Raw genomic sequence first — 17366 nt, forward strand, 5'->3', positions numbered from 1 at the left:
GAACTCCTAATTATTGTGTATTTGCAAATGCGTGAGCAATTTTATGGAACGACTCAGCATTGAGTGATGCACCACCGACCAGTGCTCCATTGATATCCGGGCAGGCTGCTAACTCTACTGCATTTTCCGGCTTGACACTACCACCATATAAAATCGCCATGGTTGCACCATAGCCGGTGATCTGGCTCAAACCTTGACGGATTTGTGCATGCATGGCTTGTGCATCTTCAGGAGAGGCGGTTTTACCGGTACCAATTGCCCAGATCGGCTCATAAGCAATCACGATATTTTTCCATTGCTCAGCGTCCACTACCGCTGCAATATCACAAATCTGTTGCAATACGACCGCTTCAGCCTGCCCTGCTTCACGTTGTTCCAGGCTTTCACCCACGCAGTAAATCACCGTTAAACCGGCAGTTAATGCATGCTTGATTTTGGCATTCAGAACTTCTGCGTTTTCTGCGAAAACTTCACGACGCTCAGAATGACCAATCAGTACATAATGAATCTGGCTGTCTTGCAATAATTCAGCGCTCACTTCACCGGTATAAGCACCCGTTCCTGAAATACGTGAAACATCTTGTGCTACAGTGTAAACAGGACGAGTCGCAGATGACAGTTCCGCCTGAATCTGGGTCAGGGCAAGAGCAATCGGGGCTACACCGATATGACATTTATCTGCGGCGATTGGTGCAGTTTCCAGTAAATTTTTAATACCGTGCACCAGTGTTAATGCATCTGCCTGCAGCGGATTCATTTTCCAGTTACCTATTACCCAAGGGGTAATCGTCGAAACTGACATAATTAACCTATTTTATTTACATATTTCGAATTGGGCACATTCTACACGGAATTGGAAAATTTAAAGAATAGTTTTCTTATCACTTATTCTAGGTTTAGACTATTCAAAATGGTTGTTTTTTGTTATCACTTAAAAAAATGGGAACTTCTTCTAACCAGTTCAAAGTTTTACTGGATATGAGGAAGGTAGCAGCACTCTTAGCTATGGTATTTTTACGTAACAAACGTATAATTTTAATATAGCAATTAAAAAAATTTGATTTATAGGCATTTATAGCATGACAGCATTACAGGGGTCGCCAAGATTTACCGGATTTATTCGTCGTTTGGTCGAGGAAGGCGTCATCTCGGCTGAAGATATGCGCAGTGCTTTGGCACATGCCAAGCAAGAAAAAATAGATATTGTGGCGGAGCTGATTAACCAGCAACAGCTCTCCCCAACCGTTATTGCTGAAACGATTTCAGTCGAATTTGGTGAGCCGCTGTTTGATATCAGTGCCTATGATCCTGCGCAAATTTTGCGGGATATCATTGATGAGAAGCTGATTACCAAGCATCGCATCCTGCCAATTTTTAAAAATTCCAGTATTTTATATATTGCCATCAGTAATCCGACCAATATTGAAGCGATTGATGCCGTTCGCTTTTCAACCAAGCTCAATATTGAAACCATTATTGTTGAACACAATAAACTGGAAAAACTGATCGAGCAGAATTTTACCGAAGAAAGCACTTTTGAGTTTGATGAAGACTTTGATCTGGATGTAGATTTCGATTCATCTGATCCGAGTAAAGAAGAAGATGAAAAAGACAAAGGTGAAGAAGAAGCACCGATTGTCAAATATATCAATAAATTATTAATCGATGCGATTCGTATGGGTGCTTCGGATCTGCATTTTGAACCTTATGAAAAAATCTACCGGGTTCGTTATCGGGTCGATGGGGTATTACGCCAAATTGCAACACCGCCGCTGCAGTTGGCAACCCGCCTGTCTTCACGTTTAAAAGTCATGTCGCAAATGGACATTTCTGAAAAACGTGTTCCTCAGGATGGCCGTATCAAGCTGAAACTCTCAAAGAACAAAGCCATTGATTTCCGTGTCAACTCATTACCGACCCTGTTTGGCGAAAAACTGGTACTGCGTATTCTAGATCCATCTAGCGCGATGCTGGGGATCGATGCACTCGGTTATGAACCGGAACAAAAAGAACTGTTTATGCAGGCGCTGGATAAACCGCAAGGCATGCTGCTGATTACCGGGCCAACGGGTTCTGGTAAAACGGTTTCACTTTATACCGGTTTGAACATCCTGAATCGTGAAGATACCAATATTTCCACCGCGGAAGATCCGGTCGAGATCAACCTGCAAGGAATTAACCAGGTCAACGTCAACAATAAAGTCGGCCTGACCTTCTCTGCTGCCTTGAAGTCATTCTTACGCCAAGATCCAGATATCGTGATGGTCGGTGAGATCCGGGATCTGGAAACTGCAGAAATTGCCATTAAAGCGGCACAGACCGGTCATATGGTGATGTCAACGCTGCATACCAACAGTGCGCCTGAGACCCTGACCCGTTTACGCAATATGGGCGTGCCGTCTTTTAATATTGCCACTTCAGTGAATCTGGTTATTGCACAACGACTGGCACGTCGCCTGTGTTCACAATGTAAAAAACCTGCCGACATTCCACAGCAGAGTTTATTGGAAATGGGTTTTACCGAAGCAGATCTCCAGCAACCAGAGTTCCAGATCTATGAGCCGGTAGGTTGCAATGAATGTCGCGAAGGCTATAAGGGTCGTGTAGGTGTTTATGAAGTCATGAAAGTGACGCCTGAAATTTCTAGAATTATTATGGAAGATGGCAATGCACTTGAAATTGCCGATGCTTCTGCCCGTGCAGGTTTTAACAATTTACGCCGATCAGGTTTAATCAAGGTGATGCAGGGGGTGACTTCTTTACAGGAAGTCAATCGTGTCACCAGCGAATGATCGTGCGCTGATCTAAAATAAGGATAAAGGTATGGCAGCAGTAAAGAAAGGCCAGATGATGCCGATCTTCAGCTATGAAGGAATTGATCGTAAAGGGGCAAAGATCAAGGGGGAATTGCCGGCGCGCAACATGGCACTGGCCAAAGTGACGCTCAGAAAACAGGGCATCAGCATCAAGACCATTCGGGAAAAGAAAAAAAACATTCTCGAAGGCTTAATGAAAAAACGTGTCAGCACACTGGATATTACGATTTTTACTCGACAGCTCGCGACCATGATGAAAGCCGGCGTACCTTTAGTACAAGGCTTTGAAATTGTTGCAGAGGGTCTGGAGAATCCAGCCATGCGTGAAGTCGTTCTGGGGATTAAAGGTGAGGTGGAAGGTGGTAATACCTTTGCCGGTGCACTGCGTAAATACCCGCAATACTTCGATAAACTATTTTGTTCACTGGTCGAATCGGGTGAACAATCCGGTGCGCTAGAAACCATGCTGGATCGGGTTGCGATCTACAAGGAAAAAAGTGAACTGCTCAAGCAAAAAATTAAAAAAGCCATGAAGTACCCGGCTGCGGTGGTCGTGGTCGCGCTGATTGTCACGATTATTCTAATGGTAAAAGTGGTCCCGGTTTTCCAGGATTTATTCTCTTCATTTGGTGCTGACTTACCGGCTTTTACCAAAATGGTAGTCAATATGTCGGAATGGATGCAAAAATATTGGTTCCTGCTCATTATTGCCATTGGGGCCATCATTACGGCTTTTCTGGAAGCAAAAAAACGCAGTAAAAAATTCCGCGATTTTCTGGATAAAGCAGCACTTAAAGCACCGATTTTCGGTGATCTGGTGTATAAAGCGATTATTGCCCGTTATAGCCGTACCTTGGCCACCACTTTTGCAGCCGGTGTACCCTTGATTGATGCACTGGAATCCACTGCTGGCGCAACCAATAACGTGGTGTATGAAGATGCCGTCATGAAAATCCGCGAAGATGTTGCCACTGGTCAGCAATTACAGTTTGCCATGCGGGTGACCAACAAGTTTCCATCTATGGCCGTGCAAATGGTCGCCATTGGTGAGGAATCCGGTGCGTTAGATGCCATGCTGGATAAAGTTGCTACCCATTATGAAAATGAAGTCGACAATGCCGTAGACGGCCTCACTTCCATGATGGAGCCCTTGATCATGGCTGTTCTCGGTGTACTTGTCGGTGGTCTAGTGATTGCCATGTACCTTCCAATCTTCCAAATGGGTTCTGTGGTTTAATGCAAGATCTTATTCAATATTTCATTCAAAACCCAACAGCGCTGTATAGCGCAGTTGGGCTTTTTAGTCTCTGCATTGGTAGTTTCTTAAATGTGGTGATTTATCGCACTCCCAAGATGATGGAGCAGGAATGGCGTACCGATTGCCAAATGTTCCTGCATCCGGAACAGCCAATTATTGATGAGACCAAATTAAGTTTAAGCAAACCCGATTCGACTTGCCCCAAATGTCATCAGCCAATCCGCTGGTACCAGAATATTCCCGTCATCAGCTGGCTGGTCTTACGCGGCAAGTGCGGCAACTGTCAAAATCCCATCAGTATCCGCTATCCATTTATTGAGCTTCTGACCGCGGCCTGTGCGCTGATGGTGGTGGCTGTTTTTGGTCCGACTGTCCAGATGTTATTTGGCCTGATTCTGACTTATGTCTTAATTGCACTGACCTTTATTGATTTTGACACCCAGTTATTGCCGGACCGTTATACCCTACCCCTGGCCGCGCTGGGTCTGGGCGTCAATAGTTATGCCCTCTATACCTCACCGAGTTCTGCCATCTGGGGCTATATCATTGGCTTCCTGTGTTTGTGGGTGGTGTATTATGTCTTTAAAATTGTCACTGGCAAGGAAGGTATGGGCTATGGCGATTTTAAATTGCTTGCCGCCTTGGGTGCCTGGATGGGGCCTTTGCTATTACCATTAATTGTGCTCCTTTCTTCTTTAGTGGGTGCGATTATCGGGATTATCCTGCTGAAAGTCCGTAAGGAAAATCAGCCTTTTGCCTTTGGTCCCTATATCGCGATTGCCGGCTGGATTGCTTTTCTGTGGGGCGAGCAGATTATGAAAGTGTATTTAGGTCAATAAAGTGAAATTTATACTCGGATTAACCGGCGGGATTGGTAGTGGCAAGTCTGCGGCCAGTCAATGGTTTGAAGCACAAGGCATTGTCGTTGTGGATGCCGATGTGGTGGCGCGTGAAGTGGTCGAGATTGGCCAGCCTGCACTCGCCCAGATTCAGCAGGCTTTTGGGGATTGGGTACTGCTTGAAGATGGTTCACTGAATCGTCGTGCCTTGCGCGAATATATTTTCCAGTCTCCTGAAGCACGTAAAACCCTGGAAAATATTACTCATCCAGCAATTCGCACTTCGATTATTCAGCAGTTAGATGCTGCGCAAAGTTCCTATGCCATTCTGGTTTCACCGCTCCTGTTTGAGACCAATCAACATGAGCTCACTCAGCATCGCTTACTGATTGATGCCACAATCGAATTGCAAATTGAACGTGCCTCACAACGTGATGGTCAAAATATTGAGCAAATCCGAAACATTATTGCCGCACAAATGTCACGTGAACAGAAACAGGCCATGGCTGATGATATTGTGCTGAATGATGGTCATCTGGATCATCTTTATGCCCATCTCCGCCCATTGCATGAAAAATATTTAAACATGGCAGCTGCCTGAGGTATAAAAAAAGCAGTCCGATTAAGACTGCTTTTTCTGTGCTGCAAGTTGTGCTTCTAAACTATCTTTACGGCCAATCCAGCGCCAAGGCTGTAAGGCCCCAATTGCCATCCCCACCAAGCCACAGATCATCGCCAGGCTCAGCGCTTCATTTAATAAAGGCACCGCCAGAATCGCAGCAATAAATGGTGCAAGATTGGTAATGCTACCGGCTTTAAATGCACCGAGACGCTTGATTGCTTCGACATAGCTTAAAGTGGCAATAATTACCACAAAAACCCCATGAAAGATGGTTTGAAACAATAAATGCTGGGGTTCTGGCACACTCAAATTTTTGGGTAAAAACAGCAGATAAACAGGTACGTAAACCACTGCTGACCAGATCGCGACACCGCTCATTGCCTGCCATGCAGTTAACTGATATTTCCGCAATAACACGGTAAAAATTGCCCAGAGTATTGCACTGATAAAAAACAGCCCATCCCCTGCCCCGAATGCCACCCCGGTTTCCTGATACATCAACAGACTCATGATACAGAGCACCGCAATCATAATAATCAGGCTGGCCCAGGTATGCTTATCAAAAGCCTGCCCCATCAGGAAAAAAGCCATGATTGCAGTACAAATCGGAATACAGCCATTCAAGAAAATCGCGGCATGGGCGGTAGGCGCATAATGAAAGGCGCTATAGGCAAACAGACAGTAAATTACTCCGCCAATCATGGCCAGAATAAAGGGTTCTTTTTTCAGTAAAAAAGCCGCCTCCTTGCGATAGAGCAAGATCGGCATCAGAATCAGAAAAGCCAGAGAAAACCGCAGAGCCACGATATCCCAGGCACTGATGTTCCAAAGCGCATTCAGACGGGCGGTTAAAGTAAAACCGCCCCAGATACACATAGTCGTCAGTAGAAAGACATAACCTTGTGTACGATCTGACAATGCCATCATCAATTACAGGTTACGCTGGCGGCAAGCTTCATACAGTGCCATACCTGTTGCAACACTGACATTCAGGCTTTGTAGATTACCCGCCATCGGGATATACACCGTCTGATCGCATTGGCTTTGTGTAATTGGACGTAGACCGGTATCTTCCGCACCCATCACCACACAGACACCAGTACCGGTGAAATCAAACTCCTGAATCGGCAGCGCTTTTTCATCCAGCATGGTACCAACGACTCGCACATTAAAGTCTTCTTTGATTTGCCCCAAGGTACGCGCCAGATTAGTCACCTGAATAAATTTGACTTTGTCAGCACCACCAGCAGCCACTTTACGTGCAGTCGGAGTCAAGCTTGCAGAACGATCACGTGGTGCAATCACCGCCTCAACCCCCATCGCGGCGGCAGTACGTACACATGCGCCGAGGTTGTGTGGATCGGTAATATGATCAAGGGCCAATAACAAGGCTTGCGGATTTGCGCTCAATAATGTCTCAAGATCTTTTTCATTCAAGACCGGATGAGCACGAACGGCTGCTACGACACCCTGATGAAAGGGTTGACCGGCCAATTTTTCCAGTTTGTCACGGCTGGCTTGCTGCACACTGATGCCAAACGGCTCAGCCAGTTCCAGTACACGTTTTAAACGCTGATCATCGCGTCCTTTGAGAGTGAATAATGTCAAGACACGTTCAGGCTCAAGCTCTAACAATGACTCCACTGAATGTACGCCATAAAAATATTCAGGTTTTGCCATGAACGACCTCTAAATTAAATTTATATATAAAAGAAAAATCCCGTAAAGCTGACTTCACAGGATTTCTATAGAATGATTAGTTTAACCGATTCGCACTGAAATTTCTTGCCCGGTTTGCACTGATCTTGCGCTGTACTTAACCTTCAAAATGGCAGACATAGTCCAGCACATCATCGGTTTCGATTTTAAAACGGCTATTACCCGGCACATAGAAGGACTGGCCTGCACGGAACAGCTCACTTTCTTCGCTATCTCCGATCTGAACACGACATTCACCTGAAACAATTTCCATGCGCTCAGGCACATGCGTTTCAAAGGTTAAGGCATTTTCTGATGGTAAAATGACCCCCAAAGTCTTTTTGGTGCCATCTTCAAATTGAACAATATGGCTGATACATAAACCGCCGAAATATACATTTGATTTTTTAAGTACAGATACATGATCAAACTGAGCTGACATGCGATTTCTCCAGATAAAGCATTTTGTAATATTTTGATTGCTGTAGTTTAAATGTGCACTCTCAACTAATCAATCGAAGTTTGTCGGCAGCGGTGAAATATTCTATCTCGCCTGAATGCCTGTTGCGAAAGGGGTATTCAGGCCGCTTGTTTACTGGCTTGATGGTATATTCAGCCCGCCAGATTTGGTTTCTAGCTTAAACTTTGACAATGTCAAAACTATGAAAACAAGCAGTGAATTTGCCGGCTTTTGAGTCAGCTTCTTTCGAAAATACAGTGAAATAAGCATATATGAATCGCTAAAATTTAAGATAGAATGAAATTGATTCATCCTGATTTATAATCACAGCCGTGTTGTGACCCCAATCCAACATCAGGCTATTTCACTCAAACTTTTCGCAGCCCGGATGCGTTTATGCTGACACATTTAACTCTGATCAATTTTGCTTTAGCTGAGCACCTTGCTATTGATATTGATAAAGGTTTTAACGTTTTAACCGGTGAAACTGGTGCAGGTAAATCCCTCTTGTTAGATGCCTTGTCTGCCTGTCTGGGTGAGCGAACCGATACCAATTATGTGCGTTATGGTTCCGAAAAAGCCGATGTGACTGCAAGCTTTAGCTATCAGGAACATAGTCCTGAAGCCGCGTGGTTAAAAGAACATGAGCTGGATGATGAATCAGGTGAAATCCATTTACGCCGGGTAATTTTTGCCACCGGTCGCAGCAAAGCCTGGATCAATGGACGACCGAGCAGCCTGTCCGAACTAAAAGAAATTGGGCGTTTATTGGTACAACTCTATAGCCAGCACAGTCAGCAACAACTACTCGAACCCCCTTATCCGAAGCATTGGCTGGATCGTTATTATCATTTTTATGCGCCGGCGCAAGCGGTACGGGATGCCTACAGTACCTGGCAGAAAAATATCCGCCAGCATCAGGCAGCACTGGATGCACAAGCCACCCGTAAACAGCGTATCGAAACCCTTGAGCTGCAACTGGAAGAACTGGAAGACATCGTTCAGACTGATTATCAGGAGATTGAGCAGGAATTTGACCGGCTTTCCCATCATGAAGCGATCATGCAGGATTGTGTCTATAGCCTGAATGTACTCGATGAGGCTGAACAGAACATGACCCAGGAACTCGCATCAATTATGCGTCGGGTCGAATCGCATGCCGGTCGTAGTGAGCAGCTTTCCGGAATTTATAATTCCTTATTAAATGCACAAAGCGAACTTGAAGATGCTGCGGCGAATTTACGTCAGTTTATGGATCGTCAGAGTTTTGACCCGGAACGCATGGAAGAACTGAATTCAACTTTAGAGGTTTTCCACCGTCTGGCTCGTAAATATCGTACTCAACCGGAATTGCTCAAGGCAGAATATGAAACCTGGCAAACCGAATTAGAACAGCTGCATCAACTGGAAGACCCAGAAACACTGGCTGAACAGGTTGCAGTCTCTTATCAGGATTTTCTGGAGAAAGCCCAACACCTGGATCAGATTCGCCGTGAAGCCGCAGCACCTCTGGCCAAGCAGCTCACAGAACAGGTTAAACAACTGGCACTACCAGAAGCCCATTTCGAGTTTAAGTTTGAAGCTTTGGAACAGCCATCGAGTGAAGGCCTCAGCTTTATTCAACTCCTATTTACTGCCAATAAAGGCATTCCAGCACAACCCCTGGCTCGCGTGGCATCAGGTGGTGAGCTGTCGCGTATTGCACTGGTGATGCAGGTCATGAATGCAGAAAAAACCGAAGCCGAAGTACTGGTCTTTGACGAAATTGATGTCGGGATCAGTGGCGGTACAGCAGAGATTGTCGGGCGTTTATTGGCAGGTTTGGCCCAGCATGTACAGATTCTGTGTATTACCCATCAGGCACAAGTGGCCGCACAATCTGACCAGCATTTACTGGTGAAAAAGCAGCAAACCGACCCGGCCAGCAGCACCATTCTGAGTTTGCAAGAAGATGCACGTATTGATGAACTCGCGCGCATGACCGGTGGTGTTGAAATCAGTGAAACGACTTTACAACATGCCCGTCAGTTACGTCAGTTGAAATTTCAGCAGGTTTAAATATCACAATCCAGACAAATAAAAGTTGGTAAATCCATAAAGCTCGAGTAACGTAGCGGTTAGGATCATACGATTTCTTTGCAAAGAAATTGATTTTAAGGAGAACTGCTCAGGTGACCAAACAGTTTCTGACACATCGTTGTCTGATTGCGCCGCCACATGCGGATGATGATTTTTTTGCCCAGACGGTGATCTATCTGGCTCGCCATGATGAAGATGGTGCACAAGGCATCATCATCAATCGCCCTGCCGGTATTCAAATTAAAGAATTGCTGAATGATCTTGATATTGAAGCAGACAATGTCAATCCACATGAAGTCTTGCAAGGTGGCCCTTTACGCCCTGAGGCCGGCTTTGTGCTGCATACCGGTCAGCCGACCTGGCATTCCTCTATTGCGGTGGGTGAAAATGTCTGTATCACCACCTCCAAAGATATTCTGGATGCAATTGCGCATAATGAAGGTGTGGGTCGCTATCAGATCGCACTTGGCTATGCCAGTTGGGGCAAACACCAGCTAGAACAGGAAATTGCCCACGGTGACTGGCTGATTTGTGATTCTGATATGGATCTGATTTTTAACTTACCTTATAACGACCGTTGGGATGCTGCCTATAAAAAGATGGGCGTCGACCGCAACTGGTTATCTTCCGAGATTGGACATGCCTGATGTAAACACGCCACAAACCATTATGGCGTTTGATTTTGGTACACAAAAAATGGGAATGTCTGTTGGACAATCCCTGATTGCAAGTGCCAGTCCCCTACCTTTATTTCCCATGAAAGATGGTATTCCGAACTGGGATGAACTGCTCAAAATAGTGAAAAGCCATCAACCGAATCTATTTCTGGTCGGTTTGCCACTGAATATGGATGATAGTGAATCGGAGCTTTCGACACGGGCACGTAAATTTGCGCGCCGTTTACGGCACCAGACCAATATTGAAACTTTGATGGTCGATGAGCGTCTGACCACCCGTGAAGCACGCGATGAGCTGGATCATTATCAGGCGCAAGGTCGCGGCAAAAAGTTGTCTGCGGACAGTATCGCCGCAGCCTTATTGATTGAAAGCTGGTATCGCCATCCTGCCGGAATCACCCCTTAAACTGCTGGTGAAATTTTAAAATCAGCATCCTTTTGGGATGCTTTTTCATACCTAGGAATATTTATTAAGGGTAAAAATAACGAAAGGTCAGGTTAATTCTGGGTGTTAATACTTTGCTGCTTTTACCAATGCTGTGTTTCCAGTGCTGCTGGGTCTGGCCGCGCATCACAATCAGTTGGCCACTGTGTAACAGCAACTCGACTTTATCCCCGTGGGTTTTATGTTTAAAACTCATTTTACGGGTCACGCCCAGACTCAGAGAAGCAATGACATTTTCCCGAGAACTTCCTGTATATAAAGCAGGCTCATCATCGCTATGCCAACCCAAGCCTTGTGAACCATCTTCATATAAATTGGCCAGACAGGAATTAAAGGGATGACCCACCAGCTGTTCAATATGCTGCTTTAAACGCAATAATCCCGGGGGCCACAACTGAGCTTGCTTGAGCGTCCCCGAATAGCGATATTGATAGTGCGCATCGCCATACCAGACCACCTTGCGTGCTGTGATATAGTGCTTGCCGAACAACCGTACTTCATCATGTTGCCAGGCCAACTGGCTCAGAAAATACTGCAAATACTGCTGGCTTTGTGCCTGCTCCAGAATCAGACCATAGTCCTCCACCACCCCATCAAAGGGTAAGATATTCGTTTCAGGTTGGGGCGCAAATAAATCTAAAGTCATCTCAATTAGACCCAGTATCTTACTGAAAATACTGACATTGACTTTGAAAAAGTACAACCGGATTTCACAAATGACTACAAGATTTGCTCTTGTGACTTGTCCTGTTCCTGCCTAAACTGAATTTAACTTTCACAATAAAAATAATCCTTTATGAACTTATGGCAGCTGTTTCAGAAACTTCGTCCTTTTGTTCAGCCCTATCGGGTGCTGGTCATTGCCACGCTGATTTTGACCCTGATCGGATCCTTTACCGCACAGGTCAATGCGCTAACCCTGCAATATGCAGTCGATAGTATCAATGCGCTGCTGGAACAAGGTCAGGGACTGGAGCAGGGCTGGCATATTCTGATTACGATTTCAGCGATCTTGCTCGGTAAAGAGATTATCAATGCCTTTGTCCAGTTCGGCCAGAAGTTTTATGGAGAAAAGCTACGGATTTTTGTTTCTCAGGATCTGGCCCAAGGAATTATTGAAAAATTCTTAAAATATCGTCTGGAATTTTTTAATCAGGAAAATAATCAGGCCGGAAAATTACAGACCCGTATTGATCGTGGTATCGGCTCACTGACCCGTCTGGTACAGATCTTTTTTATTGATATTTTACCGTTATTTACCAGTGCGATTGTGGCTTTGGGCCTGATGTACTATGCCAATATGTATGTCGGTCTGGTGGCCACCGCCATTGTCCCAATCTATTTCTGGCTGACCTATAAACAGGCACAAAAGCTCGGTGGTTGGCGCCGCAGTTTAAGAGATGGCCGCGAGAAAAAGAGTCAGGGTATTCTCAGTATTATTAATTCAATTACCGTGATCAAATCCTTTAACCGGGAAGCGATTGAGTCGGAAAAGCAGCTAGGATTGCAACGCGAACTGACCGACAACCAGATGAAAACCCGTCAGACCAGTTTCCTGTTTGATGGTCTGAAAACGTTCCTGGAACAGATCGGCATTGTGCTGATTATTATTCTGACCTCTTATTTTGTGCTGGATGGCCAGATGAGTATCGGCATGATCATGTTTCATGTGCTGCTGTTTAATAATGTCTCCGCCCCGATTCGCTCACTGCACCGGATTTATGATGAAGTGAATGATGCCATGATCTATTCAGAAAGCTTCTTTAAGATTCTGGAAGCGGATCAGGAAATTGAACAAAGTGGTCAACAAAAACCGCAAGTGACTGGTAAATTTGAACTGACTGGGGTGAATTTTTATTATCCGAATGGCCATCATGCCCTGAAAGATATTGAGATGGAAATTCGTCCGAATAAGATCACGGCTTTGGTCGGCTTATCCGGTGCGGGGAAATCTACCCTGATCAGCCTGCTGGATAAATTTTATGAGCCGCAACAAGGCCAGATTAAACTGGATGGCATTGACCTGAAAGACTATGACACCCAATTTTTGCGTGATCATATTGGTCTGGTGTTGCAGAAAAATCATATTTTTCAAGGCACCATTTTTGAGAATATCCGTTATGGCAAAACTACAGCTTCAATGGACGATGTCATTGAGGCGGCAGAAAAAGCCTCGATTCATGCGCAGATTTTACAGTTACCGGATGGCTATGATAGTGATGCCCTCATGCTGTCTGGCGGACAGCAGCAACGCATTGCCTTGGCGCGGATGTTCCTGAAAAATCCACCGATTATTTTTCTGGATGAACCGACGGCGAGTCTGGATGCCATCGCCACCGAACAGATCAAGCAAAGTCTGGATCAAATCAAGCAAGGCCGTACCGTGATCATCATTTCACATAGCCTGTCGCAAATTATTGACGCGGATTATACCTATGTGATGAAAGAGGGAAGGATTGCCGAACATGGTGAGCACGCTCAGCTTTATCATCAGCAAGGCGTGTATAAGGAAATTTTTGATGCCATGGCCAAGAGCCTGAATATTGAAAAAATCGCCAAGACTTTTGAGGATGATGCCGAGGAAGAAACCCATAGTTAGGGCTTCTTCCAAGCCAATAAAAAAACCTCCGAGCGGGAGGTCTTTTATTGAAAGATGATCACTCTTAACGCTGAACTTTTTGCTCAATTTCTTCGACGCTAGTATGACGTACGTCAAAACCTTTGACCATATAGATCACCTGTTCAGAAATATTCCGGGCATGGTCGCCAATTCTTTCGAGTGAACGAAGCACCCATAGTACATTGATAACACGACTAATATGTCGCGGATCTTCAATCATATAGGTCATGAGAGTACGCGTTGCTGACTGGTATTCACGGTCGATATCCGCATCTGCCAACATCACTTTCAAGGCCTGATCTACATCCAGACGTGCAAAAGCATCCAGTGCATCATGAATCATCACCCGAACCTGGTTGCCAATATGCCGGGTTTCCATATAACCGCGCGGCGAACTACCCTCTTCGCTCAGGCTTTGTGCAATCCGGCCTATTTTAGACGCTTCATCACCAATACGCTCAAGATCGGTATTGGCCTTGGACATGGCCAGTACCATCCGTAAATCAATCGCAGCAGGATGACGGCGTGCCAGAATCAGGGTCAGTGCTTCATCAATGTCTCTTTCCATCTGATTGACAACATTGTCCTGAAACTGCACATCAATCGCCATGGCGACATCGGTATCCAGTAAGGCATGAATGGCGTTGGCCACCTGCTGTTCCACCAGTCCGCCCATGGTCATGAATTTGGTATTGACGTCCTGCAACTCTTCATTAAATTGCGAAGAAATGTGATGACTTAACACAGGATTATTTGGACACAAGGAAGTCTACTCCTGAAACGGCATATAGCGATGATCAATAATAAAGCACATTAAAGCATATTTATGATGAAAGTTTGATGACAATCGTAGCGTCATCTGGGCTGAGGTGAATCATATTCGATCAGCCAGGCATTCAGCTCTGCCAGCTCCTTTTCGGTCAGCTGCCCGACTGAAGCCTGTAACTGGAGTACATGCAGCAGATAATCATATTTGGCATTCAGATAATCCGTTTTGGCAGAAAAAGCATTGCGCTGGGCCAGCAACACATCGACCATGGTCTTTAAGCCCTCCTGATATTGGGCTCTGGAGGCTTGTGAAACCATTTCCGAAGATTCCATCGCCGCTTTACGCGCATTCAGTTTGGCCTGATCGGTTTCTACCTGCATGAAGGACTGCTTCACATTGGTATTGGCTTTGCGGATCGCAGCGTCTAATTGGGCTGCACTTTTTTGTACATTGACCCCAGCCTGACGAATACTTTTCTGGGTACGGCCACCACTAAATAGGTTCCAGTTGACTTCCACCCCAATCTGGTCGAAATCACCATTGCTGGACATAATCGTTTCTGGTGTCTGTTTCAGATAGCCATAGGTGCCGACCGCTTCAACCTGCGGATAGAGGGCGGCCTGCTCAACCCGTTTGGCATCTTCAGAATAGCGTTTTTGCAGACGGGCTTGCAGAATGTTCAGATTCTGGCTTTGTGCCAAATCTGTCCAGGACTGCATGTCACTTGGAATCGGTTTCTGAAACTGGAAGTCATTGCGTAATACCGCCAGATTTTCCTGATAAGGCCCGATCAGCTGAGCCAGTTGCTCCTGAGCTAGAATCAGCTGAACTTGGGTCGAAATCCGGTTGGCTTGGGCACTTTGATACTGGGCATTGGCTTCACTGACCTCACTACGTGCCACCAGACCTTCTTTTAGTTTGGCATTCATCATGCGCAGCTGCTCAGATAGAGCCTGTTCTTCCTGCAAATATGCCGTGGTCAAAGACTGCTGACGCAAGACATTAAAATAGGCTTCTGCCACCTGTAAAATATGCTGCTGTTTTTGCAGACGCAGATTGACTTCGCTGAGTTCGACCGAAGTTTTGACCTGTTTATAGCCCTGCCAGGCATCCCAGCGAAATAAAGGCTGGCGTGCAGTTAAAGCCACCTGACGGCTGGTGGTACTGGAACTTTGCAACTCACCAAACTCAGGCGGCAAACCTGCAGATTGCGAGTTATTGACAGACTGGTTTTTACGGGTGATATTTCCTGAAAGACTCACGGTCGGCAGTAAATTGCCGCTGGCAATCCCCAGATTGAGCTGATCGGCCTGATATTGCAACAGATTCGCTTGCCAGTTCGGATCGTTTTGCTGGGCGCGCGCATAGGCTTGTTGCAGATCCAGGGCAAAAATCGCCGGACTACTGCACAATAAACCGGCCATGACACTGAGTTTTAGTTTCATTTTATAGTGTTAACCCCTAACAGCCATTCAGATCAAAAATTCTGGCGCTTTAAGCTAAGCCATACTAAAGAGATTTTTTGCATTTTTGCGTATGATTTTTATTAACTTTTTAATATAACTCTCGGGTTTTATCCACGATTAATTCAATTTTCAAGATCTATACCCGCAATGTAACAAAGCAATTCACAATACTAAACATAGTATTTTTATTTGATCTATACAATATATCTCCCAGCAAGGCCGTTATTTTCTGAATTCACCTATACAGAGTCCTGAAACATAGTGTTAATGCCATTCCCGTCGATATTCAAAGCCTGTCTAATTTCCGGCAGCCTGCTGTTTCTGGCAGGCTGTCAGCAGCCGTCGGAACCACAGATCCAGGTTGAACAGACTGAGACCAATCAGAAGCAAAGTCCAGTCAATGACTTTAGCCTGATGTGCAAGAATATTGAAAAAAATATGTCCCAGATTAATGACCAGCGCACCACTTTTGCGCTGGAACAGGTTAATCAGGATCTTAAAGTGTGTCTGCCCCTGATGGAATTGGCGGAGCAGAAGCATCTGATGCTGCGTTCTACTGAAATGTATCAGCGCTTTTTAGCCGTCGACCGTACCGAGTTCCAGCAACGCGCCTTTGAACAGTATGCGCTGGAAATGGCCCAGCATCCGACCATTCAGCAAGCCCATTTTCAGCAGCTCACCTCACGTGACCAGTACCTGTTAAAACACAAAGGTCAGGCTTATGTCGAACTGCTGGATCTTGGCGATGGCAACTTACATTATCGTCGTAGTCCGGAATATCTGGCCCGCATTTTTGCGCCTTATTTACCCGACGCTGAAAAAGCCTTTATTGAACATCTGGCTGAACAGAATATGCAGCCGGTACTGGTGGAAAAACGCCTGCAAATTGAAGCAGCTGACATTGCAGCCCGCAGTCTGCTTTGGGAAGATTATCTCAAGACCTATCCTGAGAGCAGCTATAAGCGGGATGCCGAATACCTGCTGAAACAATATACCTATTTTTTGTTTAGAGGCACCGAAGCATCTCCCGTTTCTGAGGATTATCGCGACCGTTATGCAGTCGATACCAGTCATCTGGAAACCATTATTGGTCTATCCAGTGGTCAGAAATCAACGCTTTCGACCCAGGCTCGCCAATTTCTGGAGTTTCTGGACATGAATCCGCAACAGCGCCAGCAAGCCTTGCCTGCCGACTATCGAAACCGTTCGGATGCTGAACAGATTCTGTATTATGCCAAGATCAGCCCACCCTCACAAAAATATGATAAAGACTGTTTTATGGATGCATTCTGTATCTAGCTAGAAATATTTGGCTTAAGTCCAGCTTCCCCTGCCTGAAGAGACCATCGCTAAAGTTGAGAGATTTAGACCTGTTTATTCGGCATAAACTGAGCTAAGCTTTAGCCTCGCTTGACGGAGCGCGAGTAATCCCTCGCTGAGATCATGTGATTCCTTTTATCTTTATCAGGAATTGAGCATGGGTACCGTTGAACCTGATCAGGTTAATACCTGCGTAGGAATCAAGCCAGCTAAAAACCCAGCCCCTGCTTTATCTGCTCAGGATAAATCTGCCCGCGTTTTTGGTCGTGCTTGATTCGTTGATGTCATTCATAAGGA

At 45.5% G+C, this 17366-nt stretch carries 16 protein-coding genes and 1 riboswitch; of the genes, 9 read left to right on the plus strand and 7 right to left on the minus strand.

Going from position 1 to position 17366, the window contains the following annotated elements; translation table 11 throughout:
• Positions 1 to 10 precede the first annotated feature (10 nt).
• The gene (gene tpiA / locus FTU95_RS03910) at positions 11 to 802 is read right to left on the minus strand and encodes a triose-phosphate isomerase (protein WP_005094392.1); all 792 of its coding nucleotides are present in this window, start codon (positions 800 to 802) and stop codon (positions 11 to 13) included.
• Positions 803 to 1079: 277 nt separating this feature from the next.
• Here tpiA and pilB point away from each other — a divergent pair, with 277 nt between their 5' ends.
• From pilB to coaE, 4 genes are read left to right on the plus strand one after another with little or no spacing between them, the layout of a single operon-like run.
• Positions 1080 to 2792 carry a type IV-A pilus assembly ATPase PilB gene (gene pilB / locus FTU95_RS03915; protein WP_005094394.1) on the plus strand — a complete coding sequence of 571 codons (1713 nt, stop codon included), beginning with the start codon at positions 1080 to 1082 and terminating at the stop codon, positions 2790 to 2792.
• A gap of 31 nt (positions 2793 to 2823) precedes the next feature.
• The gene (locus tag FTU95_RS03920) at positions 2824 to 4053 is read left to right on the plus strand and encodes a type II secretion system F family protein (RefSeq protein WP_100329414.1); all 1230 of its coding nucleotides are present in this window, start codon (positions 2824 to 2826) and stop codon (positions 4051 to 4053) included.
• Entirely contained in the window at positions 4053 to 4913 is an 861-nt protein-coding gene (locus FTU95_RS03925) for an A24 family peptidase (RefSeq protein WP_074383650.1), read from the plus strand. Before FTU95_RS03920 ends, FTU95_RS03925 begins: the two co-directional genes overlap by 1 nt.
• 1 nt (position 4914) lies before the next feature.
• Positions 4915 to 5514: a dephospho-CoA kinase gene (gene coaE, locus FTU95_RS03930; RefSeq protein WP_074383651.1), complete on the plus strand. Its 600-nt coding sequence runs from the start codon at positions 4915 to 4917 to the stop codon at positions 5512 to 5514.
• A gap of 21 nt (positions 5515 to 5535) precedes the next feature.
• Here the strand turns inward: coaE and FTU95_RS03935 are convergent, their stop codons facing one another.
• From FTU95_RS03935 to FTU95_RS03945, 3 genes are all read right to left on the minus strand, one after another.
• The gene (locus FTU95_RS03935; RefSeq protein WP_005094400.1) at positions 5536 to 6459 is read right to left on the minus strand and encodes a DMT family transporter; all 924 of its coding nucleotides are present in this window, start codon (positions 6457 to 6459) and stop codon (positions 5536 to 5538) included.
• Between the two features lie 6 nt (positions 6460 to 6465).
• The gene (gene rlmB / locus FTU95_RS03940; protein WP_005168959.1) at positions 6466 to 7215 is read right to left on the minus strand and encodes a 23S rRNA (guanosine(2251)-2'-O)-methyltransferase RlmB; all 750 of its coding nucleotides are present in this window, start codon (positions 7213 to 7215) and stop codon (positions 6466 to 6468) included.
• Between the two features lie 136 nt (positions 7216 to 7351).
• Positions 7352 to 7675, minus strand: a complete 324-nt coding sequence (locus FTU95_RS03945; RefSeq protein ID WP_004281089.1) for a pyrimidine/purine nucleoside phosphorylase — start codon at positions 7673 to 7675, stop codon at positions 7352 to 7354.
• A gap of 414 nt (positions 7676 to 8089) precedes the next feature.
• Here FTU95_RS03945 and recN point away from each other — a divergent pair, with 414 nt between their 5' ends.
• From recN to ruvX, 3 genes are all read left to right on the plus strand, one after another.
• The gene (recN, locus tag FTU95_RS03950; protein WP_100329416.1) at positions 8090 to 9751 is read left to right on the plus strand and encodes a DNA repair protein RecN; all 1662 of its coding nucleotides are present in this window, start codon (positions 8090 to 8092) and stop codon (positions 9749 to 9751) included.
• A 113-nt stretch (positions 9752 to 9864) separates the two neighbouring features.
• Positions 9865 to 10419: a YqgE/AlgH family protein gene (locus tag FTU95_RS03955; RefSeq protein ID WP_159138536.1), complete on the plus strand. Its 555-nt coding sequence runs from the start codon at positions 9865 to 9867 to the stop codon at positions 10417 to 10419.
• Positions 10412 to 10855: a Holliday junction resolvase RuvX gene (ruvX, locus tag FTU95_RS03960; protein WP_100329418.1), complete on the plus strand. Its 444-nt coding sequence runs from the start codon at positions 10412 to 10414 to the stop codon at positions 10853 to 10855. Before FTU95_RS03955 ends, ruvX begins: the two co-directional genes overlap by 8 nt.
• A 64-nt stretch (positions 10856 to 10919) precedes the next feature.
• Here ruvX and FTU95_RS03965 read toward each other — a convergent pair whose 3' ends face one another.
• Positions 10920 to 11540: an alpha-ketoglutarate-dependent dioxygenase AlkB gene (locus FTU95_RS03965; protein ID WP_180077620.1), complete on the minus strand. Its 621-nt coding sequence runs from the start codon at positions 11538 to 11540 to the stop codon at positions 10920 to 10922.
• Positions 11541 to 11690: 150 nt separating this feature from the next.
• Between FTU95_RS03965 and FTU95_RS03970 the strand changes: the two genes are divergently transcribed.
• The gene (locus FTU95_RS03970; protein ID WP_005168969.1) at positions 11691 to 13493 is read left to right on the plus strand and encodes an ABC transporter ATP-binding protein; all 1803 of its coding nucleotides are present in this window, start codon (positions 11691 to 11693) and stop codon (positions 13491 to 13493) included.
• A gap of 64 nt (positions 13494 to 13557) precedes the next feature.
• Here the strand turns inward: FTU95_RS03970 and phoU are convergent, their stop codons facing one another.
• A complete protein-coding gene (gene phoU / locus FTU95_RS03975) occupies positions 13558 to 14277 on the minus strand; it encodes a phosphate signaling complex protein PhoU (protein WP_005094412.1) in 720 nt (239 codons plus the stop codon).
• Positions 14278 to 14369: 92 nt separating this feature from the next.
• Entirely contained in the window at positions 14370 to 15728 is a 1359-nt protein-coding gene (locus tag FTU95_RS03980) for a TolC family outer membrane protein (RefSeq protein ID WP_180077622.1), read from the minus strand.
• Positions 15729 to 16016: 288 nt separating this feature from the next.
• Between FTU95_RS03980 and FTU95_RS03985 the strand changes: the two genes are divergently transcribed.
• Complete coding sequence (locus FTU95_RS03985) at positions 16017 to 17048, plus strand: hypothetical protein (RefSeq protein WP_074383657.1); 1032 nt, start codon at positions 16017 to 16019, stop codon at positions 17046 to 17048.
• Positions 17049 to 17153: 105 nt separating this feature from the next.
• A riboswitch (TPP riboswitch) is annotated at positions 17154 to 17286 on the plus strand.
• Positions 17287 to 17366 lie beyond the last annotated feature (80 nt).

The organism is Acinetobacter sp. YH12208, assembly GCF_013418055.1.
In the GTDB taxonomy this organism is placed as follows: domain Bacteria; phylum Pseudomonadota; class Gammaproteobacteria; order Pseudomonadales; family Moraxellaceae; genus Acinetobacter; species Acinetobacter pseudolwoffii.